Annotated in this window: 21 protein-coding genes; 14 read left to right on the top strand and 7 right to left on the bottom strand. The window is 68.1% G+C overall.

Annotated elements, in window-relative coordinates; genetic code table 11:
• Positions 1-22 precede the first annotated feature (22 nt).
• From QE385_RS08155 to mnmA, 3 genes are all read right to left on the bottom strand, one after another.
• Positions 23-1,267 (bottom strand): putative DNA modification/repair radical SAM protein, encoded by a 1,245-nt coding sequence (locus QE385_RS08155; protein WP_307100769.1) that lies wholly within the window; start codon positions 1,265-1,267, stop codon positions 23-25.
• A gap of 129 nt (positions 1,268-1,396) precedes the next feature.
• On the bottom strand, positions 1,397-1,669 hold the full coding sequence (locus QE385_RS08150) for a UvrB/UvrC motif-containing protein (protein ID WP_307100766.1): 273 nt from the start codon (positions 1,667-1,669) through the stop codon (positions 1,397-1,399).
• A 15-nt stretch (positions 1,670-1,684) separates the two neighbouring features.
• Positions 1,685-2,782: a tRNA 2-thiouridine(34) synthase MnmA gene (gene mnmA, locus QE385_RS08145; protein WP_307104631.1), complete on the bottom strand. Its 1,098-nt coding sequence runs from the start codon at positions 2,780-2,782 to the stop codon at positions 1,685-1,687.
• A gap of 173 nt (positions 2,783-2,955) precedes the next feature.
• Here mnmA and QE385_RS08140 point away from each other — a divergent pair, with 173 nt between their 5' ends.
• The 3 genes from QE385_RS08140 to QE385_RS08130 all read left to right on the top strand — a co-directional run bounded on the left by QE385_RS08140 (position 2,956) and on the right by QE385_RS08130 (position 3,946).
• The gene (locus QE385_RS08140) at positions 2,956-3,186 is read left to right on the top strand and encodes a hypothetical protein (RefSeq protein WP_307100764.1); all 231 of its coding nucleotides are present in this window, start codon (positions 2,956-2,958) and stop codon (positions 3,184-3,186) included.
• A gap of 96 nt (positions 3,187-3,282) precedes the next feature.
• On the top strand, positions 3,283-3,582 hold the full coding sequence (locus tag QE385_RS08135; RefSeq protein ID WP_307104629.1) for a DUF1153 domain-containing protein: 300 nt from the start codon (positions 3,283-3,285) through the stop codon (positions 3,580-3,582).
• A 106-nt stretch (positions 3,583-3,688) separates the two neighbouring features.
• A complete protein-coding gene (locus QE385_RS08130; RefSeq protein WP_042483991.1) occupies positions 3,689-3,946 on the top strand; it encodes a GlsB/YeaQ/YmgE family stress response membrane protein in 258 nt (85 codons plus the stop codon).
• A 147-nt stretch (positions 3,947-4,093) separates the two neighbouring features.
• On the opposite strand, the gene QE385_RS08125 is transcribed toward QE385_RS08130, so the two are convergent.
• Positions 4,094-4,837, bottom strand: coding sequence for an SIMPL domain-containing protein (locus tag QE385_RS08125; protein WP_307100762.1), 744 nt, complete (start codon positions 4,835-4,837; stop codon positions 4,094-4,096).
• A 215-nt stretch (positions 4,838-5,052) separates the two neighbouring features.
• Here QE385_RS08125 and QE385_RS08120 point away from each other — a divergent pair, with 215 nt between their 5' ends.
• From QE385_RS08120 to QE385_RS08070, 11 genes are all read left to right on the top strand, one after another.
• Complete coding sequence (locus QE385_RS08120) at positions 5,053-6,231, top strand: efflux RND transporter periplasmic adaptor subunit (protein ID WP_307104627.1); 1,179 nt, start codon at positions 5,053-5,055, stop codon at positions 6,229-6,231.
• Between the two features lies 1 nt (position 6,232).
• Complete coding sequence (locus QE385_RS08115) at positions 6,233-9,436, top strand: efflux RND transporter permease subunit (protein ID WP_307100760.1); 3,204 nt, start codon at positions 6,233-6,235, stop codon at positions 9,434-9,436.
• Between the two features lie 159 nt (positions 9,437-9,595).
• A complete protein-coding gene (locus QE385_RS08110) occupies positions 9,596-10,801 on the top strand; it encodes a DUF445 domain-containing protein (RefSeq protein ID WP_307104626.1) in 1,206 nt (401 codons plus the stop codon).
• 97 nt (positions 10,802-10,898) lie between these two features.
• Positions 10,899-12,005, top strand: coding sequence for an ABC transporter permease (locus QE385_RS08105; protein ID WP_307100758.1), 1,107 nt, complete (start codon positions 10,899-10,901; stop codon positions 12,003-12,005).
• On the top strand, positions 12,005-12,922 hold the full coding sequence (locus QE385_RS08100) for an ABC transporter ATP-binding protein (RefSeq protein WP_307100756.1): 918 nt from the start codon (positions 12,005-12,007) through the stop codon (positions 12,920-12,922). The genes QE385_RS08105 and QE385_RS08100 overlap by 1 nt, the downstream gene beginning before the upstream one ends.
• Positions 12,922-13,884, top strand: coding sequence for an MlaD family protein (locus QE385_RS08095; protein ID WP_307100754.1), 963 nt, complete (start codon positions 12,922-12,924; stop codon positions 13,882-13,884). The genes QE385_RS08100 and QE385_RS08095 overlap by 1 nt, the downstream gene beginning before the upstream one ends.
• 20 nt (positions 13,885-13,904) lie before the next feature.
• Positions 13,905-14,489 carry an ABC-type transport auxiliary lipoprotein family protein gene (locus QE385_RS08090; protein WP_307100752.1) on the top strand — a complete coding sequence of 195 codons (585 nt, stop codon included), beginning with the start codon at positions 13,905-13,907 and terminating at the stop codon, positions 14,487-14,489.
• A 186-nt stretch (positions 14,490-14,675) separates the two neighbouring features.
• Positions 14,676-16,151 (top strand): efflux transporter outer membrane subunit, encoded by a 1,476-nt coding sequence (locus tag QE385_RS08085; RefSeq protein WP_307100750.1) that lies wholly within the window; start codon positions 14,676-14,678, stop codon positions 16,149-16,151.
• Positions 16,151-17,527: an efflux RND transporter periplasmic adaptor subunit gene (locus tag QE385_RS08080; protein WP_307100746.1), complete on the top strand. Its 1,377-nt coding sequence runs from the start codon at positions 16,151-16,153 to the stop codon at positions 17,525-17,527. Before QE385_RS08085 ends, QE385_RS08080 begins: the two co-directional genes overlap by 1 nt.
• On the top strand, positions 17,517-18,263 hold the full coding sequence (locus QE385_RS08075) for an ABC transporter ATP-binding protein (RefSeq protein ID WP_307100744.1): 747 nt from the start codon (positions 17,517-17,519) through the stop codon (positions 18,261-18,263). The genes QE385_RS08080 and QE385_RS08075 overlap by 11 nt, the downstream gene beginning before the upstream one ends.
• Positions 18,263-19,468: an ABC transporter permease gene (locus QE385_RS08070; RefSeq protein ID WP_307100742.1), complete on the top strand. Its 1,206-nt coding sequence runs from the start codon at positions 18,263-18,265 to the stop codon at positions 19,466-19,468. The genes QE385_RS08075 and QE385_RS08070 overlap by 1 nt, the downstream gene beginning before the upstream one ends.
• Here the strand turns inward: QE385_RS08070 and QE385_RS08065 are convergent.
• The 3 genes from QE385_RS08065 to QE385_RS08055 are packed head-to-tail and all read right to left on the bottom strand — an operon-like array spanning position 19,437 to position 23,207.
• Positions 19,437-20,057, bottom strand: coding sequence for a nucleotidyltransferase family protein (locus QE385_RS08065; RefSeq protein WP_307100740.1), 621 nt, complete (start codon positions 20,055-20,057; stop codon positions 19,437-19,439). The two genes, QE385_RS08070 and QE385_RS08065, sit on opposite strands and share 32 nt — an antisense overlap.
• The gene (locus QE385_RS08060; RefSeq protein WP_307100738.1) at positions 20,044-20,967 is read right to left on the bottom strand and encodes an XdhC family protein; all 924 of its coding nucleotides are present in this window, start codon (positions 20,965-20,967) and stop codon (positions 20,044-20,046) included. Before QE385_RS08060 ends, QE385_RS08065 begins: the two co-directional genes overlap by 14 nt.
• On the bottom strand, positions 20,967-23,207 hold the full coding sequence (locus QE385_RS08055) for a xanthine dehydrogenase family protein molybdopterin-binding subunit (RefSeq protein ID WP_307100736.1): 2,241 nt from the start codon (positions 23,205-23,207) through the stop codon (positions 20,967-20,969). Before QE385_RS08055 ends, QE385_RS08060 begins: the two co-directional genes overlap by 1 nt.
• Between the last annotated feature and the right edge of the window lie 2 nt (positions 23,208-23,209).

Below are 23,209 nucleotides of genomic sequence, written 5' to 3'. Positions count from 1 at the left end.
TTCACCCGCGAATCACTCTCACTCAGCCGAAGAGTTCGAGCTGCTTGCCGCGCGGCTTGACCAGCGGCTTCAGGTCCGCCCGCTCGGCCAGCGCGACCGGGCGCCAGTCCTCGGCGATCAGGAAGGGGCGCAGCTTGGCGATCGAGACGGTCAGCCGCCCGACATCCTCCAGCCGCAGCCTGCGCCACTGGCGGGTGGCGATGATCCGGTCCACCGCCTTCACCCCCAGCCCCGGCACGCGCAGCAGCATCTCGCGCGGGGCGCGGTTCACATCGACCGGGAAATGCTGGCGGAATTTGAGCGCCCAGGCGAGCTTGGGATCGATATCCAGCGGCAGCATGCCCGTCGCCTCGTCGGCGGCGGCGGCCACCTCATGGGGGCGATAGTCGTAGAAGCGCATCAGCCAGTCGGACTGGTATAGCCGGTGCTCGCGCATCAGCGGCGGGCGCTGGAGCGGCAGGACGGCCGAGGCGTCGGGGATCGGGCTGAACGCCGAATAATAGACGCGGCGCAGGCGGAAGCGGTCGTAGAGCGTCGCCGCGCGCCCGACGATGTCGCGGTCGGTGGCGGCATCGGCACCGACGATCATCTGCGTCGACTGGCCGGCGGGCGCGAAGCCGGGGGCGGACTTGTAGCGTTTGGAGGCGTCCGCCCGGTCCTCGATCGCGGTCTTCACATCGGCCATCGCGCCTTCGATCCGAGCGGCATCCTTTTCGGGCGCGAGGCGGCGGAGCCCGCCCACGGTCGGCAGCTCGACATTGATCGACACGCGGTCGGCATGGACCCCCGCCAGCCGCACCAGTTCGGGATCGGCGTCGGGAATGGTCTTCAGATGGATATAGCCGCGAAAGCCATGATCCTCGCGCAGGCTCCGCGCCACCTCGACGATTTGCTCCATCGTATAGTCGGACGATTTGATGATGCCCGACGAGAGGAACAGCCCCTCGATATAATTGCGCCGGTAGAAGGCGAGGGTGAGGTTCACCACCTCCTGCGCGGTGAACCGCGCGCGGCGGACATTGGAGGATTTGCGGTTGATGCAATAATGGCAGTCGAAGATGCAGCTGTTGGTCAGCAGGATCTTGAGCAGCGAGATGCACCGGCCATCGGGCGCATAGGCGTGGCAGATGCCCATGCCCTCGGTCGAGCCGATCCCCTTGCCATCGCGGCTGTTGCGCTTGGACGTGCCCGACGAGGCGCAGGAGGCATCGTATTTCGCGGCATCCGCCAGGATCGCCAGCTTCTCACGGGTGTCGAGTTGCGCCATGTGTTCGATATATGTTCGCCCGTGCGGCGCGACAAGCGGAACCGGGCGATCCCGTGGCTTGCGGCCGGTTTGACGGATTGAGGGAAGGCGGATGTCGGGCAGGCTGGAGATGGTCCGCCCCGCCAGCCCTCAACCCTGTCGCCGCCCGCGTCCTTTGGTCATCGGGTCGGGCTTTTTGGGCGGCACCCAGTCTTTGGGGCGTTCGGGGCGGGACTGGCTGGTGCCCAGGCCCATCGCGCCGGGTTGCTGGCGGGTCAGGCCGCTGGTGTCGACGCTGATATCCTCCGCCCCGCCGCGCAGCAGGTTGATCCGGTCGCGAAGCGCCCGCGCCTCTTCGAAGTCGAGGCGTTCGGCGGCGGCGTCCATCTGGCGGCGGAGGTCTTCGATGCTTGGCCCGGTCATGACCCGATAAACGCGTCAGGCGGCGATGCGTGCCGCCTCGGTCTCGGCGATCCAGCCGCCGCCGAGCACCCGGTCGCCGTCGTACAGCACCGCGGCCTGGCCCGGCGACACGCCATATTCGGGCGCGTCGAAGACCAGCCGGTCGCCGACCATGCGCGCGGGCACCGGCTTGGCCATCGAGCGGACCTTGGCGAAGAGCGGGCCGTCGAGCGGGCCGAGGATGTTCATCGCGCTGAGCCGCGCCGCCTCCACCGCCAGCGCCGCGCGCGGGCCGACGACGACGCGCCGGGTGTCGGGCTCCAGCCGGACGACATAGAGCGGCTCGGGGCTGCCGCCGATCTCCAGCCCGCGCCGCTGGCCGACCGTATAGTGGATCAGGCCGCGATGCTCGCCCAGCTTGGTGCCCGACAGGTCGACGATGTCGCCGCGCGTATCGGCCTCGGGGCGCAGCTTGCGGACCAGGCCCGCATAATCGCCGTCGGGGACGAAGCAGATATCCTGGCTGTCGGGCTTGGCCGCGACGCCGAGGCCCAGTTCGGCCGCGAGCTCGCGCACCCGCGACTTGGGCAGCGCGCCGAGCGGGAAGCGCAGGAAATCCAGCTGCGCCTGGGTGGTGGCGAACAGGAAATAGCTCTGGTCGCGCGCCGGATCGGCCCCGCGATGCAGCTCCGCGCCGCTCGCGCCTTCGACCCGGCGGACATAATGGCCGGTCGCCAGGCAGTCGGCGCCCAGATCGCGCGCGAGGGCGAGCAGGTCGGTGAATTTCGGCCCCATATTGCACTGGACGCAAGGGATCGGGGTGCGCCCGGCCAGATATTCGTCGGCGAAGCGATCGACCACCTGGGTGCGGAAGCTGTTCTCATGGTCGAAGACGTAATGCGCGATGCCCAGCCGGTCGCACACCGCGCGCGCGTCGCGGATGTCGCGGCCCGCGCAACAGGCCCCGGCGCGGCCGACCGCCTCGCCATGATCGTAGAGCTGGAGGGTGACGCCGATCGTCTCGGCCCCCGTGGCATGGGCCAGCGCGGCGACGACCGAACTGTCGACCCCGCCCGACATCGCCACCACGATCCGACGCGCCCGGGGATCGCCCCCAAGCTGGAAATCCACCATCTGCTCCATCGCGCTCCCATACGCCTTTCCGGCCGGGCATGCAAAAAATCGGGGCGGCCGATGGAGAAAGGGGTGACAGCGGCCTGAAAAACGGGGCCAATGCGATGGGCCTTTACCCGGCTTTCATACCCGTCCAGTAACAGGAGGGCCGACCCACAATATGGATGGCGCTTTTGGATCTCAGCTTCAACAGATTCGATCGGGATACCGAACTGACGGTGTTGCCGCCCGATCTGGCGGTGCTGATGGTCGGCGCGACCGCGCGGCAGGCGGCCAGTCATACGGCCGCAGTGCAGGCGGGCTTTACCCGCGAGCCGGTCGATCCCGCGCTGTTCGCCCCGCTGGATGGGGCGTTCAACGGGGCGATGGCACGGGCTCTTGCCGAATGGAGTCAGGGTAAATGAAGAATTAACCGGTTGGTTTTAAGCCGTGTTCAACGGCCTGTGTTACCCATTCCCTGGTAGACGATATGGGGTAGGGAGCCCCGACGAGGTTGCATGATGATCGAGAACCAGAAGATCCGCCCTGCCAAGGTAATCGGGCCGCTCGGCGAACCGCTGACGCTCGAAACCTTGCCGCCGGCCAGCACGACCCGCTGGGTGGTCCGCCGCAAGGCGGAGGTGGTGGCGGCCGTCAACGGCGGATTGCTGTCGGTCGACGAGGTGTGCGACCGCTATGGCCTGTCGGTCGAGGAATTTGCGGGATGGCAGCGCGCGATCGACCGGTCGGGCATGCCGGGCCTGCGCGTGACCCGCATCCAGCATTATCGCACCCTTTACGAGCGCCAGCAGAAATATTGACAAATCGATTTTTGCGTCGAGTTGATGATACGGGTACGGAACAAGTAACGCCATTCGCACGTCTAAACCCCGTGTCCCGCTTGCGGGCCCAACGGAGGGAAAGACAATGGGTATTATCCTGTGGCTTATCGTCGGTGGTGTCATCGGCTGGCTGGCTAGCATCATCATGCGTACCGATGCCCAGCAGGGCATCTTCCTGAACATCGTCGTCGGTGTGGTCGGTGCGTTCATCGGCGGCCTGATCTTTGCGGGCGGTTCGATCAACAATGCCGGACTGACGCTGACGTCGTTCCTGGTTTCGCTGCTGGGCGCTGTCGTCCTGCTGGCGATCGTGAACCTGGTTCGTCGCGGCCGGGTGCGTTAATCGCTCCCGACACAGGGCGAACGAACGAATGGGCCGTCCGGGCGACCGGGCGGCCTTTCTCGTATCAGATATGTTTTTTGCCGCCGGGATCGTTCCGGCGAAATGAGCGACGCCCCCAAGCCGATCGGCCATGGGGGCGTCGTCCGTTCAGTTCAGCAGGAAGCGGACCGAGACATTGACCGTCACGTCGCGCTCGCCGGGGGCGATGCTGGTCTTGGCCACCGCGTCGCGCGCCATCGCCTGCATCATCATCGGACGCTCGGGGCCGCCCGCATCCTGGCCATTTTCGGTGATCGACACGATCCGCGCGACGCGCAGCCCCGCCGCCTTGGCATAAAGCTCGGCACGCGCACGGGCTTTCTGGATGGCATCGGTGCGCGCCTCGTTCAGCGCGGCATCGGGATTGTCGATCGACAGATTGGGTCCGTCAATCTGGTTGGCGCCCTGCGCAACCAGCGCGTCGAGGACGCTGCCCGATTTGGCAATGTCGCGGAAGCGGATGCTGAGCGTGTTGGTCGCCTGATAGCCGGTGATGGTCGGCGGGACATTCTCGCCATAGCGATATTGCGGCTGCAACTGCACGGTCGCGGTCTGGATGTCGCGATCGGCGACCCCGGCGCGCTTCACCGCCGCCAGCACGCGCGCCATGCGCTGCGCATTGTCGGACAGCGCGGCGGCGGCGGTCGCGCCCTGGCTGACCACGCCCGCGCGGATCGTCGCCAGGTCGGGGACGCGGCTCGTCCGCCCCTCGGCCGAGACGTCGAGGACCGCACCCGCCGCCGGGACCAGCGGCTCGACCGTGGTCGGCGCGGACGCGCTCTGGGCCCAGGCGGCCCCCGGAATCAGCGCGGCGGGCGCCAGTGCGGCGGCAAGCAGAATTTTGTTCATCATCATCTCCCGTTGATGCAGGTTGAAGCTGGCAAAGCTTTGGCGAAGCTCGGCAAAACGTGCGATGAACGCGCCGGAATCATTCTTGAGCCATCTTGATCCAGTATCGCGCAAAGACGCTTGAGCATGGTGCTATATTTCTATAACACAGCGGGTCATGGCGCATCCCAAGGGTGAAAATGCGCACGAAGGATGCGGATCGGGGATCGGTGACGAACATGAATTACGAGACGGGGGCGATCGGTGGCGGCCGGCACCTGGGGCTGGAGGGACCGGCGCCCGCGCGGCGTGGGCGCTGGATCGCCATCGCCCTGGTGGTGATCGTGCTGGCGCTGGGCGGCTGGTACATGCTCGGCGGCAAGAAGCATGAGGCGGCCTCCGCCGCCGGTGCGGGGACGCAGGTGCCCAACATCACCGTCGTCGTGCCGGGGCAGCAGGCGGTCAGCCGGGTGGTCTCGGCCACCGGCACGCTGGCCGCGCGTCGCGAGATGCCGGTCGGCGTCGCGGGCGAGGGGGGCATGATCACCCGCGTCCTGGTCGAACCGGGCCAGTGGGTCCGCGCAGGCCAGGTGCTGGCGACCGTCGATCGTTCGGTCCAGACCCAGACCGCCTCGGCGCTCAACGCGCAGGTCGCGGTCGCCCAGTCTGATCAGCAGATCGCGCAGGCCGAGCTGGACCGTGCGCAGCAGCTGGTCGATCGCGGCTTCATCTCCAAGGCCGATCTCCAGCGCCGCGCCGCCACCCGCGACGCCGCCGCCGCGCGCGTCCGCGCCGCGCAGGCGACGTTCCGGGAAGCGCAGGCGCGCAACGGCCGCCTCGACATCCGTGCGCCCGCCGAAGGGCTGATCCTGACCCGCGCCGCCGAGCCCGGCCAGATCGTCAGCTCGGGCTCGGGCGTCCTCTTCCGCATGGCGATGGGCGGCCAGATGGAGCTGCGCGCACAGCTGGCGGAGGCCGATCTGGTCGGCCTGACCGTCGGGGCGCCCGCCACCGTCACCCCGGTCGGCGGCGACAAGACCTTCAAGGGCGAGGTGTGGCAGGTGTCGCCGGTCATCGATCCGCAGACGCGGCAGGGCGTGGCGCGTATCGCGCTGGCCTATGACCCCGCGCTGCGTCCCGGCGGCTTTGCGGCGGCGACGATCCGTGGCGGCGCGGGCCATGCCCCCGTCCTGCCAGACTCGGCGATCCAGAGCGACGACAAGGGCAGCTTCGTCTATATCGTGGGGTCGGACAACAAGGTCGCCCGGCGCGACATCAAGATCGGGCAGGTGTCCGACGACGGCGTGACCATCGCCTCGGGCCTGACCGGCAATGAGCGGGTGGTCCGCTCGGCGGGCGGCTTCCTGGCGGCGGGCCAACTCGTCCATCCGATCCTCGGCGGCCCGGAGGCCAAGTGACATGAGTTTCCGCAACATCTCCGCCTGGGCGATCCGGAACCCCGTTCCGCCAATCGTCCTGTTCGTCGCGCTGACGCTGGCGGGGATCGTCAGCTTCATGCGGATGGACGTGAACAATGACCCCGACATCGATTTCCCGATCGTCGTGGTCGTCGTCAGCCAGCCGGGTGCGGCGCCGACCGAGCTGGAGACGCAGGTCACCCAGCGGGTCGAGGCGGCGTTGCGGAACCTCCAGGGCGTCGACCAGATCACCTCGACCGTGACCGAGGGCCAGTCGCAGACGCTGGTCCAGCTCGACATCGGCACGCCGATCGACCGCGCGGTCAGCGATGCGCGCGATGCGATCACCCAGATCCGCTCGATGCTGCCCGACGGCATCCTCGAGCCGCAGGTGATCCGCGTCGATTCGACCGATAACGACCTAGCCAGCTATTCGGCGGTCGCGTCCAACATGACGCCCGAACAGCTCAGCTGGTATATCGACAACAACGTCACCAAGGAGCTGTTGTCGGTGCCGGGCCTTTCCAAGGTCATCCGCAACGGCGGCGTGACGCGCGAAATCCGCGTGATCCTCGACCCGCTCAAGCTCCAGGCGCAGGGGCTGACCGCCAGCGAGGTCAACGCACAGCTGCGCATGACCAACCTGAATGCGGCGGGTGGCCGCGCCGAGATTGCCGGGACCGAGCAGGCGGTCCGCGTGCTGGGCAATGCGCGCAACGCCTATGACCTGGGCCAGAGCCAGATCAACGTGCGCGGCGGTCGCACCGTGCGGCTGGCCGACATCGCGACGGTGCGCGACCTTTATGCCGAGCGGCGCTCGCAGGCGGCGGTCGACGGGCGGCAGGTCATCAGCTTCGACTTCCAGCGCGCCAAGGGCGCCTCGGACGTCAGCGTCTATAATGGCGCGGTGGAGAAGCTGAAGGCGCTGGAAAAGCGCAATCCGGAGGTGAAGTTCGTCCTCCGCTCGAACAGCGTGAAATATACCGAGCAGCAATATGAAAGCGCCATCCATGCGATGATCGAGGGCGCGGTGCTGGCGGTGATCGTCGTGTTCCTGTTCCTGCGCGACTGGCGCGCGACGGTGATCTCGGCGCTGGCGATCCCGCTGTCGGCGATCCCGACCTTCTGGGTCATGGACCTGCTGGACTTCACGCTGAACCAGATGACGCTGCTGGCGCTCAGCCTGGTGGCGGGCGTGCTGGTCGACGACGCGATCGTGGAGATCGAGAATATCGTGCGCCATATGCGCATGGGCAAATCCGCCTATCAGGCGTCGATCGACGCGGCGGACGAGATCGGCCTGGCCGTGCTGGGCACCACCATGGCGATCGTCGCGGTGTTCCTGCCGGTGTCGATCATGCCGGGCGTGCCGGGCCAGTATTTCAAGAATTTCGGCCTGACCGTCGTCGTCTCGGTCCTCATGAGCCTGGCGGTGGCGCGCATGATCACCCCAATGATCGCGGCCTATTTCCTGAAGTCGGCGGGCCATGCCAGTCACGGCGAGGGGCGGCTGATGGACGCCTATATGGCGACGCTGCGCTGGTCGCTGCGCTATGACCGGCCGACCGACGGCGTGCGGCGCGGGGTCGTGCGGCGCTTCTTCGGGCGGTTCCGCGACCATCGCCTGTGGGTGATCGGCATCGGCTTTGCCGCCTTCGCACTGACCGTCGTGATGTTCGCGGTCATCCCCAAGACCTTCCAGCCGCCGCAGGACAATGACCAGGCGGTCGCCAAGGTCGAGATGGTGCCGGGCACGACGCTGGCCCAGACCGACCAGGTCGTCCGCCGCGTCGCCGCGTTCCTGAAGAAGCAGCCCGATGTCGAATCGGTCTATTCGCGCACCAGCGTCGGCAATGGCCGCGTGGTCGCGACGCTGAAGGAGGATCGCTCGATGAAGAGCACCGACTTCGAGCGGTCGCTGGCGCCCGAGCTGGCGGCGATCCCCGATGCGCGCGTGTCCTTCCAGTCGCAGTTCGGCTGGGGATCGAGCGGCCGCGACCTGACCATCACGCTGGGCGGCGACGATCCGGCGGTGCTGCGCGATACCGCCAACAAGATCGTCGAGCAGATGGGGACCGTCCCCGGCCTGGTCGCGCCGCGCATCGTCGGCAATCTCGACCGGCCCGAAATCGTCATCCGCCCGCGCCTCGACCTCGCGGCCAATCTGGGCGTGACGACGCAGGCGCTGTCGAGCGCGATCCGCATCGCGACGCTGGGCGATATCGACCAGAATTCGGCCCGCTTCTCGCTGTCCGACCGTCAGGTGCCGATCCGCGTCGCGCTGGACCAGAATGCCCGCGCCCGCCTGTCGACCATCCAGAACCTGCCCGTCCAGACCCAGACCGGCGGCTCGGTGCCATTGAGCGTCGTGGCGGATATCGGCCTGGGCGCGGGGCCGACCCAGATCGACCGCGTGAACCAGCGGCGACAGATCACGGTCGGCGCCGACCTGGCCAAGGGCGTCATCAGCGGCGACGCGATGAAGAAGGTTCATGACCTGCCCATCATGAAGAGCCTGCCCATGGGGGTCAGCGAGATGGTGCTGGGCCAGGCCAAGATGCAAAACGAGATGATGACCAATTTCTTCACGGCCATCATCTCGGCGGTGTTCATGGTCTTTGCGGTGCTGGTGCTGCTCTATCGCCGCTTCCTGCCGCCCTTCGTCAACATGGCCTCGCTGCTGCTCGCGCCGCTGGGCGGGTTGCTGGCGCTGTACTTCACCGGCAATCCGCTGTCGCTGCCGGTCTATATCGGCCTGCTGATGCTGCTCGGCATCGTCGCGAAGAACTCGATCCTGCTGATCGACTTCGCGCTGGAGGAGATCGCCAAGGGCGTGCCGATCCGCGAGGCGGTGCTGGATGCGGGCCACAAGCGCGCTCAGCCGATCGTCATGACCACGGTGGCGATGGTCGCGGGCATGGTCCCGACCGCGCTGTCGCTGGGCGGCGACGGATCGTGGCGCAGCCCGATGGGCGTGACGGTGATCGGCGGGCTGGCCCTGTCGACCATCCTGACCCTGTTGATCGTGCCCGCGGCGTTCAGCCTGGCGGTGGGGGCAGAGCGCTGGATCGGGCCGCGTCTTGGCCGGCGCCTGTTGACCTACACCCCGGGCGACGAGCGGGGCGGGCCGGTGATCGAGGGGCCAGCGGGCGGCCCCGCGCTGCCGCCCGCGACCGGCAAGCTGGGCTATGATCCGGCGGAGTGACGCGGTGAATTGCTCCCCTTGCAGGGGAGCAATGGGTGGTTTCGTTACGCTTGGGAAAGATTCCGCTTGAACAAAGCCGCCGTTCACGAATTGTCATGATCGATGGACCTGAACGCGCGACCGGGGGGTAGCCAGCCCGTTCCGCCCGCCCTGCGAAAGATGCGGGTGGTGGCAACCGGACTGTTGCTGTCGATGGCGGCGCTGTTCCTGATCGCGCGCACCTTTCAGCCGCTGCATCCCGCCTGGGGTTTCGTTCGTGCCTTTGCCGAGGCGGCGATGGTCGGCGGGCTGGCCGACTGGTTCGCGGTGACGGCGCTGTTCCGCCACCCGCTCGGCCTTCCCATCCCGCATACCGCGATCGTGCCGCGCAACAAGGACCGCATCGGCGACACGCTCGCCAATTTCCTGCGCACCAATTTCCTGATCCCCCGCGTCGTCGCGCGCCGGATGAACCGCGTCGACGTGGCGGGCGCGGCGGGGCGCTGGCTGGCGCAGCCGCCGCAGGAAAGCGGGCGGATCCGGCGCGGGGCCTCGCGCCTGTTCGCCGAGATGCTGACCGCCTTCGATCCGCAACGGCTGGGGGGCATGGTCAAGGCGGGGATCGGATCGCGACTGCGCGCGACCGAGGTGGCGCCGATCCTGGGCCAGTTGCTGAAAGCGACGATCGCCGAGGGGCGGCATCTGCCGCTGTTGGACTCAGGGCTGCGCTGGGCGGCGGGCGCGCTGGAGGCGAACGAGCCGATCCTGCGCGCGATGGTGCATGAGCGGGCCGGGGCGATCCTGCGCTGGACCGGGCTGGACGAGACGCTGGCCGACAAGCTGATCGACGGGCTGTACAAGCTGCTGAACGACGTCGCCGAGGATCGCGAGCATCCGCTGCGCCAGAAGATCGAGGAGGGGCTCGACCGCCTCGCCTGGGACCTGCAATATGATCCCGACACGCGCGCGCGGGTCGAGGCGATGAAGGCCGAACTGATCGCCAATCCGGCGATGCAGCGTTGGCTGGACGGGCTGTGGGAACAGGCGCGTGAGGCGCTGCTGCGGCTGGCACGCGATCCGGAGGCGGTGACGGCGGGGCGGCTGGGCGATGCGCTGCGGCAATTGGGGCAGACCTTGCAGGCCGATCCCCGGCTGGCGGCGACGATCAACCGCTTCGTCCGGCGCGCGGCGGTGGGCGTGGCGGCCGATTACGGCGACGGGATCGTCCGGCTGGTGTCGGAGACGGTGCGCGGATGGGATGCCGACACGATCACCACCCGGCTGGAGAATGCGGTCGGCCGCGACCTGCAATATATCCGGATCAACGGCACGCTGGTCGGCGGCAGCGTCGGCCTGGTCCTTCATGTCGTGGACAGGCTGCTTTGAAAACGTCACCTATCCGTATAATTAAGGCGCGGGATCGATTCGTCGCGAGGCGGAAGCGCCTTGTCGATGCCCCCGCTTTCCCGCAAAGAGGCAGGTGATGAACGCCAAGGCCGATTATCAGCACGACCCGGCCGACGGAGGGGCCCTGCGCTTCACCGGCAGCCTGTCGCTGGCGATGCTGGGCGACCTGCCCGAACGGCTGGATCGCGAGGACGCCTCGGTCCGTCGCCTCGACCTGTCGCGAGTGGACCGGATCGACACGGTGGGCGCGTGGCTGGTCCACCGCTTCGCCGCGCGCAACGACGCCCGGATCGAGGGGCTGAGCGACGACCAGCGTCACCTGATCGACAAGGTGGTCGAGGCGGACCAGCCGGTGGCTATGCGGCCCAAGCCGATCAGCCCCTTCGCGCGCGTCGCGGGGGAGGTCGGCGATGCGGTGGTGGCGGCGTTCCAGACGCTGTACGGCCTGCTCGGCTTCATGGGCGCGACGGTGATCGCGGGGCTGGCGGTGATCCGCCATCCGCGCCGCTTCCGCTTCAACGCGGTGGTGCACGAGTTCGAGACGGTCGGCGTCTCGGCGCTGGCGATCATCGGCCTGATGAGCTTCCTGATCGGCATCGTCATCGCGCAGCAGGGGGCGGTGCAGCTTCGCCAGTTCGGCGCGGAGGTCTTCACGATCAACCTGGTCGGCCGCCTCACCTTGCGCGAACTGGGCGTGCTGATGACCGCGATCATGGTCGCAGGGAGGTCGGGCTCGGCCTTCGCCGCGCAGATCGGCACGATGAAGCTGACCGAGGAGATCGATGCGATGCGGGTCATCGGCGTGTCGCCGATGGAATCGCTGGTCGTGCCGCGCGCTCTGGCGGCGATCACCCTGATGCCGCTGCTCGGTTTCTATGCCTCGCTGATCGCGATGATCGGCGGCTGTTTCCTGGCGGCGGTGTCGCTGGGCATCCCGCCCGTCACCTTCATCGCGCGCATCCGCGAAGTGGTGCCGATCACCGACCTGTATGTCGGGCTGATCAAGGCCCCCGTCTTCGGGGCGATCATCGCGATCGCGGGCTGTTTCCAGGGGATGCAGGTCAAGTCCGATGCCGAGCAGGTCGGCCTGCGCACCACCGCGGCGGTTGTGCAGGCGATCTTCCTGGTGATCGTGCTCGACGCGTTCTTCGCGGTCTTCTTCACCTGGATCGGATGGGACTGATGGCCGAACGGGACGAGCATCTGATCCAGGTCCGGGGCCTGCGCAACAGCTTCGGCGAGCAGGTCATCCATGACGGCCTCGACCTGGACGTCCGCAAGGGCGAGATACTGGGCGTGGTCGGCGGGTCGGGCACCGGCAAGTCGGTGCTGATGCGCTCGATCATCGGGCTCCAGACCCCCGATACCGGCGAGATCACCGTGTTCGGCGAACCGACCATCGGGCGCGAGGCGACCGAGGCGACCGAGGTCCGCAAGCGCTGGGGCGTGCTGTTCCAGGGCGGCGCGCTGTTCTCGACGCTGACCGTGGCGGAGAATGTCGCGGTGCCTTTGCGTGAATTCTATCGCGAGTTGCCCCAGGCGCTGATGGACGAGATCGCCTCCTACAAGGTGGTGATGACCGGCCTGCCCGCCGATGCCGGGCCCAAATATCCCGCCGAGCTGTCGGGCGGCATGAAGAAGCGGGCCGGGCTGGCGCGCGCGCTGGCGCTCGACCCCGAGCTGCTGTTCCTCGACGAGCCGACGGCGGGCCTCGACCCGATCGGCGCGGCGGCGTTCGACCAGTTGATCAAGTCGCTCCAGAAGACGCTGGGGCTGACCGTCTTTCTCATCACCCATGACCTCGACACCCTCTATGCCATTTGCGACCGCGTGGCGGTGCTGGCGGACAAGAAGGTCATCGCGGTCGGCACGATCGACGAATTGATCGCGCTCGACCATCCGTGGATCGAGGAATATTTCAAGGGGCCGCGCGGCCGCGCCGCCATCGCCGCCAAGGACGAGATCGCCGACATGACGCCCCGTTCGGCGGATGCGGACGCCGCACGCCACCCCACCGAAGTCGAAGCCCACGCCACCGGCCAGCATAGCCAGGGCAGTGGGGCCGATGCCCATGCGAGAGGCGAAGCAGGGACACGCTGATGGAAACCCGTTCGAACCACGTCCTTGTCGGCTCTGTCGTGCTGATCCTGCTCGCAGTGCTGGCGATCTTCACCGTCTGGATCGCCCGGCTGGGCGGCACGTCGGAGAAGGAATATGACATCTTCTTCCGCCAGTCGGTGGACGGCCTGGCCAAGGGCTCGGCGGTCACCTATTCGGGCGTGCCCTCGGGCCAGGTGAAGGAAATCGCGCTGTGGCGGCCCGATCCGCAATTCGTGCGGGTGCGGGTCGCGGTCAACGACCAGACGCCGATCCTTCAGGGGACGACCGCGTCGATCTCGGCCAGCTTCACCGGCACCAGCACCATCTCGCTGGACGGCGCGCGCAAGGGAGCGCCGCCGATCACCTGCCCGACGCCCGAAAACCGGACCGTCTGCCCCTATGACGTGCCGGTCATCCCGACCAAGCAGGGCGGCATCGGCGCGATCCTGAACTCCGCGCCGCAGCTGCTCGAACGGCTGTCGACGCTGACCGAGCGGCTGACCGGCCTGTTGTCGGATCGCAACCAGGCGTCGATCGCGGGCATCCTCGACAATACCAACCGCCTGACCGATGCGCTGGCCGATCGCGGGCCGGAGATCGCGGCGACGCTGGCGCAGACCCGCGTGGCGATCCAGCAGGCGGGCGATGCGGCGCAGTCGATCGGCCAGCTGGCGGCGACGACCAACGGCCTGCTCGCCGAGGACGTCAAGCCGACCATGGTCAATCTGAACAAGGCGATCGCGTCGGCCCAGAAAAGCGCCGATACGCTGAATTCGGCGATCGGCGACGCGCGGCCGGGGTTGCAGACCTTCTCGAAGCAGACCGTGCCCGAGGTCGATCGTCTGGTGCGCGACCTGCGCGTGATGACCCAGTCGCTGTCGGCGGTCGCCGAAAAGGTCGACCAGCAGGGCGCAGGGTCGCTGATCGGGCAGCCCCAGCTGCCGGACTATAAGGGCAAGTGAGGAAGCCGATGAGGACCGTCATGAAGACTCCGCTGATCGTTCTGATGGCATCGCTTCCCCTGGCGGGCTGCATCAGCTTCGGCGCCAAGCCGCCGCCCTCGCTGCTGACCCTGCAGGCGCAGTCGCAGCCGACCGTGGGACAGACGCAGGATTCGGGGCGCGGCAAGTCGATCACCATCCAGGTGCCGACCGCCCCCCAGGAACTGGCGACCCCGCGGGTGCCGGTGCAGGAGAATGCGACCAGCATCGCCTATGTGAAGGACGCGCAATGGGCCGAGCCGCCCGCGCGGCTGTTCGCGCGGCTGATGGCCGATACGCTGACCGCGCGGATGGGCCGCGTGGTGCTGTCGGCGCGTGAGTCGGTGGCCGATCCCGGCGATCGGCTGGGCGGGGAATTGCGCCAGTTCGGCCTGGACGCGACCCGGCGCGATGCCGTGGTGGTCTATGACGCCGCGCTGGTCCGCGAAGGCCAGACCACGGTCGAAAAGCGCCGGTTCGAGGCGCGCGTGCCCGTCGGCAAGATCGACAGCACTAGCGTCGGCCCCGCACTGAACCAGGCCGCGAACCAGGTGGCGCAGCAGGTCGCCGACTGGGTGGGACGGTAATCCTCCCCGGCAAGGGAGGATGATGCAGGACAACCGCAGCCCCCCGGCTCTATGGGCAAGAGCGCATGGACTTGGGGTGGACCCCCCTCTCCCTCAGGGGTGGGTGACGGGAATTTGTCGGCGCTGTAACATTTTGCGACATAATCGCACTGGACGGGGCCGTATCGGCGGGGCAGGTTCGCGGGCATGAAGCATCGCGCCCGCGTCCTTCTTCTGGCCTCGGCGGCCCTGTCCGCCTGCACGGTCGGTCCCGATTATCATCCCGCCGCTCCCCAGGCGCTGGGGGTGCCCGCCAACTGGTCGGTTCCCGCCGCCACGGCGCAGGCGCAGGATATGGGTCGCTGGTGGCGGTCGTTCGACGATCCGCTGCTGGCCGAACTGGTCGAACGCGCGGTGGTCGCCAATACCGATGTGGTCCAGGCCGTCGCCCGGCTGCGGCAGGCGCGCGAAAGCCTGGTGCAGAGCCGGTCCTCGCTGCTTCCCACCCTGTCCGGCTCGACCGGCTATCAGCGCAACGAGAATCTGCGCGGCGGCGGGCGCAGCTTCACCCTGCCCGACGGCACGGTGGTCGATACCGGTGGGGGCGGCAGCAACAGCTTCACTGTCGGCCTGTCGGCCAGCTATCAGGTCGGCCTGTTCGGCGAGTTGCGCCGCACCGTGGAGGCGACGCGCGCGACCTATGAGGGCGCGGGGTTCACCTATGCCGCGACGCTGCTGACCGTCGAGAGCGAGCTGGCACGTAACTATGTGCTCGCGCGGGCCTATCAGGCCCAGCTTGCCAATGCGCGCGCCAGCCTGGCGTTGCAGGACGACAATCTGGAGATTGCGGGCTTTCGGGTGCGCGCCGGGCTGGTTTCCTCGCTCGACGCCGAGCAGGCGCGGGGGCAGCGGGCGCAGACCGCCGCGACCATCCCGACGCTGGAGCAGCAATACAACACCGCCGTCTCACGCCTGGGCGTGCTGACCGCGCAGGCGCCCGGTGCGCTCAAGGCGCGGCTGGAGGCGGTGCGGCCGATCCCCAGCGGACCGGCGGTGATCGGCGTCGGCATCCCGGCCGACATATTGCGCCGCCGCCCCGATGTCCGCGCGGCCGAACGCAACCTGGCCGCCGCCACGGCGCGGATCGGCGTGGCGCAGGCGGCGCTCTACCCCGCGCTCGCCATCTCCGGGAATATCAACGCCGCGGCGACCAGCATCGGCTCGCTGGGCGATGCGATCACCGGCAGCCTCTTCGCCGGGCTGACCCAGGCGATCTTCAACGGCGGCCGCCTGCGCAGCCAGGTCCGCAACGCGCGGGCGCTCGCCGATCAGAGCTATGCCGCCTATCAGGGCACCGTGCTGCTGGCGCTGGAGGATGTCGAGAACGCCATCGTCGCGCTCAACACCGCGCGCGAGCGGGAGCGGCTGTTCGCGATCCAGCTCGACGCGGCGCGCAACTCGGCGATCCTGGCGCGCAGCCAGTATCGCACGGGCCTGACCGATTTCACCACCCTGTCGCAGCAGGAGGCGTCGTTGCTGAGCGCCCAGAACGGGCTGGTCCAGGCGCGCTCGGACGCCGCCACCGCGCAGGTCGCGCTGTTCGCCGCGCTGGGCGGCGGATGGGACGACAGCACCACCCCCGAAGCGCCGCCGCGCGCGACGCAAACCCCGGACAACCGCTGATGGCCGATCAGACTCTCGACGATTTCCTGGGCGTGAAGCCGCAACCGCGCTGGCGCAAAAGGGCGCAGTGGGGCGTCGTGATCCTGGGCGTCGTGCTGCTCGCGGTGCTGCTGAAAAGCTGTTTCGGCGGGTCGGACCAGGCGGGCTATGCCACCGCCGCCGTATCGCGCGGCAACCTGACCGTGACCGTCTCGGCCACCGGCAAGCTCGCCCCGACCAACCAGGTGACGGTCGGCTCGCAGCTATCGGGTCTGGTTACGAAGGTCGTGGTCGATGTGAACGACCGGGTAAAGGCGGGCGAGGCGCTGGCGCTGATCGATCCCGAACAGATTGACGACCAGATCCGCGCGGCGCAGGCGACGCTGTCCGCCAATCAGGCGCAGGTGGCGCAGGCGCGCGCGACCGTGGCCGAATCGCAGGCGCAGCTGCGGCGGCTGGAGGAAGTCTACAAGCTGTCCAACGGCCGCGTGCCCTCCGGCACCGAACTCCAGACCGGGCGCGCCGATGCGCAGCGCGCGGTCGCGGCGCTGAGGGTCGCGGAGGCCAATGTCGCCGCCGCGCGTGCGCAGCTGGCCCAGTCGCAGACCCAGCGCCAGCGCGCGATCATCCGCTCGCCCGTGTCGGGCGTGGTGCTGGCGCGGCAGGTCGATCCCGGCCAGACGGTCGCGGCGTCGTTCAACACGCCGACCCTGTTCGTCATCGCCGAAGACCTGACCAAGATGAAGCTGGAGGTCGCGATCGACGAGGCCGATGTCGGCGAGGTGAAGGTCGGGCAAAAGGCCAATTTCACCGTCGACGCCTTTCCGGGCCGTACCTTCCCCGCGACGATCACGCGGGTCGACCTGGGGTCGAACCTGACGGTCAGCGCGGCGACCTCGTCCTCCTCGTCCTCGACCGCCAGCACGTCGACCACGGGACAGGTGGTCAGCTATGCCGCCGACCTGACCGTCGCCAATCCCGACCTGCAACTGCGCCCCGGCATGACCGCGACCGCCGATATCGTGACCTCGGACAAGCGGAACGTCGTGCTGATCCCCAATGCCGCATTGCGCTTCCAGCCGTCCGATGGGGCGAGCCAGGGTGGCGGCGGCATTGCGGGCTCGCTGACCTTCCGTCCGCGCCGCGACCGGGCGGCGCGCACCGCGACCGTCCAGCGCGGCGCGACGCAGACCGTCTATGTCCGGGGTACGGACGGCAAGCCGCAGCCGGTGCAGATCGTCACCGGCGACACCAACGGATCGATGACCGAAGTCCTGTCGGGCGAGCTGAAGCCGGGGATGCAGGTCATCACCGGCCAACTGGCGGCGGGCGAGGCCGCGCCGGCGGCGGGGGGACAGCGTCGTCAGGGCCAGCAAGGGGGCGGTGGTGGCCGCTGATGCGCCCCTGATCCGGCTTCGCGGCGTCACCAAGACCTATGGCAGCGGCGCGACCCAGTTCCAGGCGCTGAAGGGCGTCGATCTGGACATTGCGGGCGGCGATTTCGTTGCGGTGATGGGGCCTTCGGGGTCGGGCAAGTCGACCACGATGAACATTCTGGGCTGTCTCGACGTGCCGAGCGGCGGCAATTTCCTGTTCCGCGGCCATCATGTCGAGACGCTGGACCGCGATCAGCGCGCGATGCTGCGGCGGCGCTATCTGGGCTTCGTGTTCCAGGGGTTCAACCTGTTATCGCGCACCACCGCGCTGGAGAATGTCGAGCTGCCGCTGCTCTATCGCGGCGAGGACAAGAAGACGCGGCGCGAGATGGGCATGGCGGCGCTGGAGAAGGTCGGGCTCGACCAATGGTGGGACCATACCCCCGCCGAACTGTCGGGCGGGCAGCAGCAGCGCGTGGCGATCGCGCGCGCCATCGTCACCAGCCCTGATGTGCTGCTGGCCGACGAGCCGACCGGCAATCTCGATTCCGAACGCTCGGTAGAGATCATGGAGTTGCTGACCGGGCTCAACCGGGACAGCGGCATCACCGTGCTGATGGTCACGCATGAGCCCGACATGGCGGCGTTCGCGCGCACCGTCATCCATTTCAAGGACGGGCTGGTCGATCGGATCGAGGCACAGCATCGGCCGGGCACCATGCCGGAGCCGGATGCGCCCGCGGCGGATATGCACTGATGTTCGGCACCACGCTTCTCCTCGCGATCCGGTCGATCCGGCGGCATATGCTGCGGTCGTTCCTGACGACGCTGGGCATCATCATCGGCGTCGGCGCGGTCGTGACCATGGTGACTTTGGGCAAGGCGACCACGGCCGCCGTGCAGCAGTCCATCTCGTCGCTGGGCACCAACATCCTTCAGGTCCGCCCCGGCCAGGGCTTCGGGCGCGGCGGCGGCGGCCCGCGTCCGCCCGACTTCAAACCCGAGGATGTCGAGGCGATCGCCGACCAGATCGCGGGCGTGACGGCGGTCGCGCCCCAGGCCCAGACGACCGCGACCGCGATCTATGAAGGGGCGAACTGGTCGACCACGGTGACCGGCACGACGCTGGCCTATTTCACGGTGCAGCCCTGGCCGCTGGCCTCGGGGCGTCTGTGGACCCCGGCCGAGCAGGCGGCGGGCAAGGCGGTGTGCATCATCGGCAATACCGTGCGCAAGAACCTGTTCCCCAGCACCGAGGCGGTCGGCAAGCGCTTCCGCATCGGGGCGATCAGTTGCGACGTGGTCGGCGTGCTGACGACGCGCGGGCAGGGCGGGTTCGGCGACCAGGACGATGTGGTGCTGATGCCGATCAAGGCGGTACAGCGCCGCTTCACCGGCAGCCGCGACATCCGGCTGATGCTGGTCGGCATCGACCAGGCCTATCAGGCCAGCGCGGTGCAGGCGTCGCTGACCGCGCTGCTGCGCGAACGGCGCAACATCACGGGCGGCAAGGAAGATGATTTCAACATCTTCGACACCAAGCAGATCAGCGACACGCTGACCAGCACGACGACGATGCTGACCCGGATCGTCGCAGCGGTGGCGGCGATCAGCCTGGTGGTCGGCGGCATCGGCATCATGAACATCATGCTGGTGTCGGTGACCGAGCGGACGCGCGAGATCGGCATCCGCCTGGCCATCGGCGCGGTCGCGCGCGAGGTGCTGATGCAGTTCCTGGTCGAGGCGGTGGTGCTGTCCTGCCTGGGCGGGATCATCGGCCTGATCCTGGCGCAAGCTATCATCGCCGCGCTGGTGCCGTTGATGCAGGTGCCATGGACCTTCGACCCCCAGATCAACATCATCGCCTTTGCGATCTCGGCGGTGATCGGCGTGGTGTTCGGCTATTTCCCCGCGCGGCGGGCGGCGGCGCTCAATCCGATCGATGCTCTACGGCACGAGTGATCCGCTCAGGGGCATGGACGAGCTGGCGTAGCCGTTCCAAATCCTCGGGCGTGTCGATGTCGATCAGCTCGGCCGGGGCGGTGACGACATGGCGCCCGCCGGCGACCAGCTTGCGGCCGCCTTCGTCGCCCTCCAGCTTGAGCAGCGCGTCGAACCGGCCCGCGCCGAAGACGCCGGGCGGGGTGGGATGCTCGCCATTGCTCGACACGACGACCGCGTCCGGCCCGTCAAAGGCGTCGAACAGGCGATAGATATGCGCCGCCGTCACGCGCGGCATATCCGCCAGCGCGATCAGGATCGCCTTGGGGCCGGACTTGATCGCCTCCTGCACGCCCAGATGCAGAGAGAAGGACATGCCCTTGGCGATGTCGTCATTGTGGATCACGCGGTAGCCGCGCGACGCGAAGTCGAGCTGGCACCCGTCGGTCACGACGATCCGGTCGGCAAAGGGAATGCTTTCCAGCGCGGTGGTGACGTGGAAGCCCACCGGCTTGCCGAGAAATTCGGCCTCCAGCTTGTTCTCCATCCCGAAGCGGCTCGATTGTCCCGCCGCCAGCAGGACCAGAACCACATCCTCAGCGTCGATCATGAAAGGCTCCTATCATCGCCGCCGCGATCGACAGCGCGATCTCGGACGGGCCGATCGCCCCGATGTCCAGCCCGACCGGGCCATCGATCCGGTCGATCGTCTCGGGGGAAACGCCCATCGCCGCCAGACGCTCCCGCCGCGCGGCATGGCTGCGCCGACTGCCCAGCGCGCCGACATAGGCGGTGGGATGGGCAAGCGCGGCGACCAGCGCGGGGTCGTCGATCTTGGTATCATGGCTCAGCGTCACCACGGCGGTGGCGGGGCCGGGGGTATAGGCGGTGACCGCTTCGTCGGGCCAGCGATCGTCCAGCGTCACGCCGGGAAAACGCTCCGGCGTCAGGAAGCGGGCGCGCGGGTCGATCACCACCGTGGCGATGCCCAGCGTCTGCGCCAGTTGCGCCAGGCTCTGCGCGATCTGCACCGCGCCGACGATCAGCAGGCGGCGCGGCGGGTCGTAACGGTTGGCGAAGACCTCGCCCGTCTCGATGGGGCGCAGGTCGGCCTTGCCGGTGGAAAGGTCGGTGGTGACGGTCAGCGAGCGACCCGCCTCGCGCGCCTCGGCGATCCGTTCGAACAGTTCGGGATCGAACCCGTCCGCCGACACCGGCTGGACCATCACCGCGATCTCGCCGCCGCAGGGCAGGCCGACCTCCCAGGCCGAGGCATCCGCCACGCCGTAGCGTTTCACTTGGAAGGGCGCGCCGCCGATCACCTCGGCGGCGGTGTGGAGGATGTCGTTCTCGACGCAGCCGCCCGACACCGACCCCTCGAACCGGCCATCGGCATGGACCAGCATATGGCTGCCACGCGGACGCGGTGCCGACCCCCAGGTCGACACCACCGTCGCGATCGCCATCGGCGCACCGCGCCATTCGCGCGCGGCGGCCAGAACCCGATCATTGTCGCTCATCAAAGCGCCGGGAGATGATCGAGCAGCTTGTCGAGCGTCACCGGCATCTCGCGCACCCGGACGCCCGTGGCGTTGTAGATGGCGTTGACGACGGCGGGCGCCGCGCCGGAAATGCCCAGCTCGCCGATCCCCTTGGCGTGGATCGGGTTGGCGTGGATGTCCCGCTCGTCGAGGAAATGGACCTCCAGCTGGGGGACATCGGCGTTCACCGGCACATGATATTCGGCCAGGTCATGGTTCACCAGCTTGCCGGTGCGCGGGTCGTGGATCAGCTCCTCGGTCAAGGCGGTGCCGATGCCGAAGGTCATGCCGCCCAGGCATTGCGAGCGCGCGGTCTTAGCGTTGAGCACGCGCCCCGCCGCGAACACGCCCAGCATCCGCCGCACGCGGACCTCGCCGGTGACGACATTGACGCCGACCTCGGCGAAATGCGCGCCGTAACTCGCCTGCTGGAACTGCTTCTCTTGGCTACCCGGCTTGATCTCGCCGATCGCCGACAGGCCGTCCTTGCCGACCAGCTCGGCCAGCGGCGTAGATCGATTGTCGCCGATCGCCATGCCGTCCTTCAACGTCAGGTCGGCGGGCTTGACGCCCATCGCCTTGGCCAGTTTCTCGCGCACCCGCTCGGCGGCGAGATACACGGCCGATCCCGCCGAGGCCGCGCCCCAGGAGCCGCCCGATCCGGCGGCGGGCGGATCGTTGGTGTCGCCCAGCGACATGCTGACCTTCTCGACCGGCAGACCCAGGATCTCAGCGGCGATCTGCGCCATGATCGTATAGCTGCCCGTGCCGATATCGGTCATTGCGGAGGACACGGTGGCGCTGCCGTCCGGGTGGAGTTCGACCTTGGCCGCCGATTGCTGCAACTGGTTGGATCGGCACGCGGCGGCGACGCCCATGCCGATCAGCCAGTCGCCCTCGCGCCGCTGGCCCGCCGCCTGACGCTGGTCCCAGCCGAAACGCTTCGCGCCTTCTTCCAGCGAACGGGTGAGGTTGCGCGAGGAATAGGGGACCTTGAGCTCGGGGTCCTGTTCGGGATCGTTGATCTTGCGCAGATCGATGGGGTCGATGCCGATCGCCTCGGCCAGTTCGTCCATGGCGCATTCCATGCCGACCATGCCCACCGCCTCGCCCGGCGCGCGCATCGATCCCGACAGCGTCCAGTTCAGCCGGACCACGTCATGGTTGATGCGCCGATTCTCCCCCGCATAGAGGAAGTGGGTGCCGATGCCGACGGGCTCGAAGAAATCCTCGTCCGGCAGGTTGGAGGTGATCGCCTCATGCCCCAGCGCGACGATCCGTCCGCCCGCCTCGGCACCCAGCCGCATCCGCTGTTCGGTGTTGGAACGGCGGACGGTGGCGTCGAACACCTGCTGGCGCAGCATCACCGCCTTGACCGGGCGGTTCAGCCGCTTGGCGGCGATGGCGGCGGCGACGCTTTCGGGCGCGATGCCCAGCTTCGATCCGAAGCCGCCGCCGATATAGCGCGAGATGATTCGCACCTTGGACTGCGACACGCCCAATGCCTTGGCAAGCTGCTGCGCGTCCGAGGAAGGCATCTGGTACGCGCCGTACAATGTCAGCGCACCGTCCTCCCACACCGCGATCGAGGCATGCGGCTCCATCGCGGCCGAGTTCTGGCTGGGGGTGGTGTAGGTGACGTCGACCTTGACGGCGGCATTCTCGAACGCTTTGTCGAAATCGCCCTGGTCGTAATGGCCCTTGATCAGCCCGTCCGGCGCGGGTTCGGCCTTGTCCTTGTTCGCCTCATAGTCGAACGCGCCGTCGTCCAGCTCTTCATACTCGACCTTCAGCCGCTTGGCGGCGTCGCGCGCGACCTCGAAGCTCTCGGCGACGACGATCGCGATGATCTCGCCGAAATAGTCGATGGTGCGCACGCCTTGCGTCGGGGCTTCGGTCTCGCCGCCCTGCTGCGAGTTGCGGATGAAGGTCTTGTAATCGGTGATGACGTCGATGACGCCGGGGATCGCCTTCACCGCATCGGCGTCGATCGCCTTGATCTTCGCATGGCCCTTGGTGGCGCTGACCAGCACGCCGTGCGCGCATTTCTCGATGGCATATTCGGCGGCATAGGTGGCGGTGCCCGTCACCTTTTTCGGCCCGTCCACCCGGTCGAGCGGTTTGGAGATCACCCCCTGCACGCCCGTATCGAGCAGGCTGTCGGGATGCGGCTGATTCATGGTCAGCGAATGCGTGTCGTCCTTGCCGAATCCGAACATGG

Source organism: Sphingomonas sp. SORGH_AS_0950 (assembly GCF_030818415.1).
Taxonomy (GTDB): Bacteria; Pseudomonadota; Alphaproteobacteria; order Sphingomonadales; family Sphingomonadaceae; genus Sphingomonas.
Note: the sequence above shows the minus strand (reverse complement) of the source record. Positions and strands in the feature narration are given on the sequence as shown.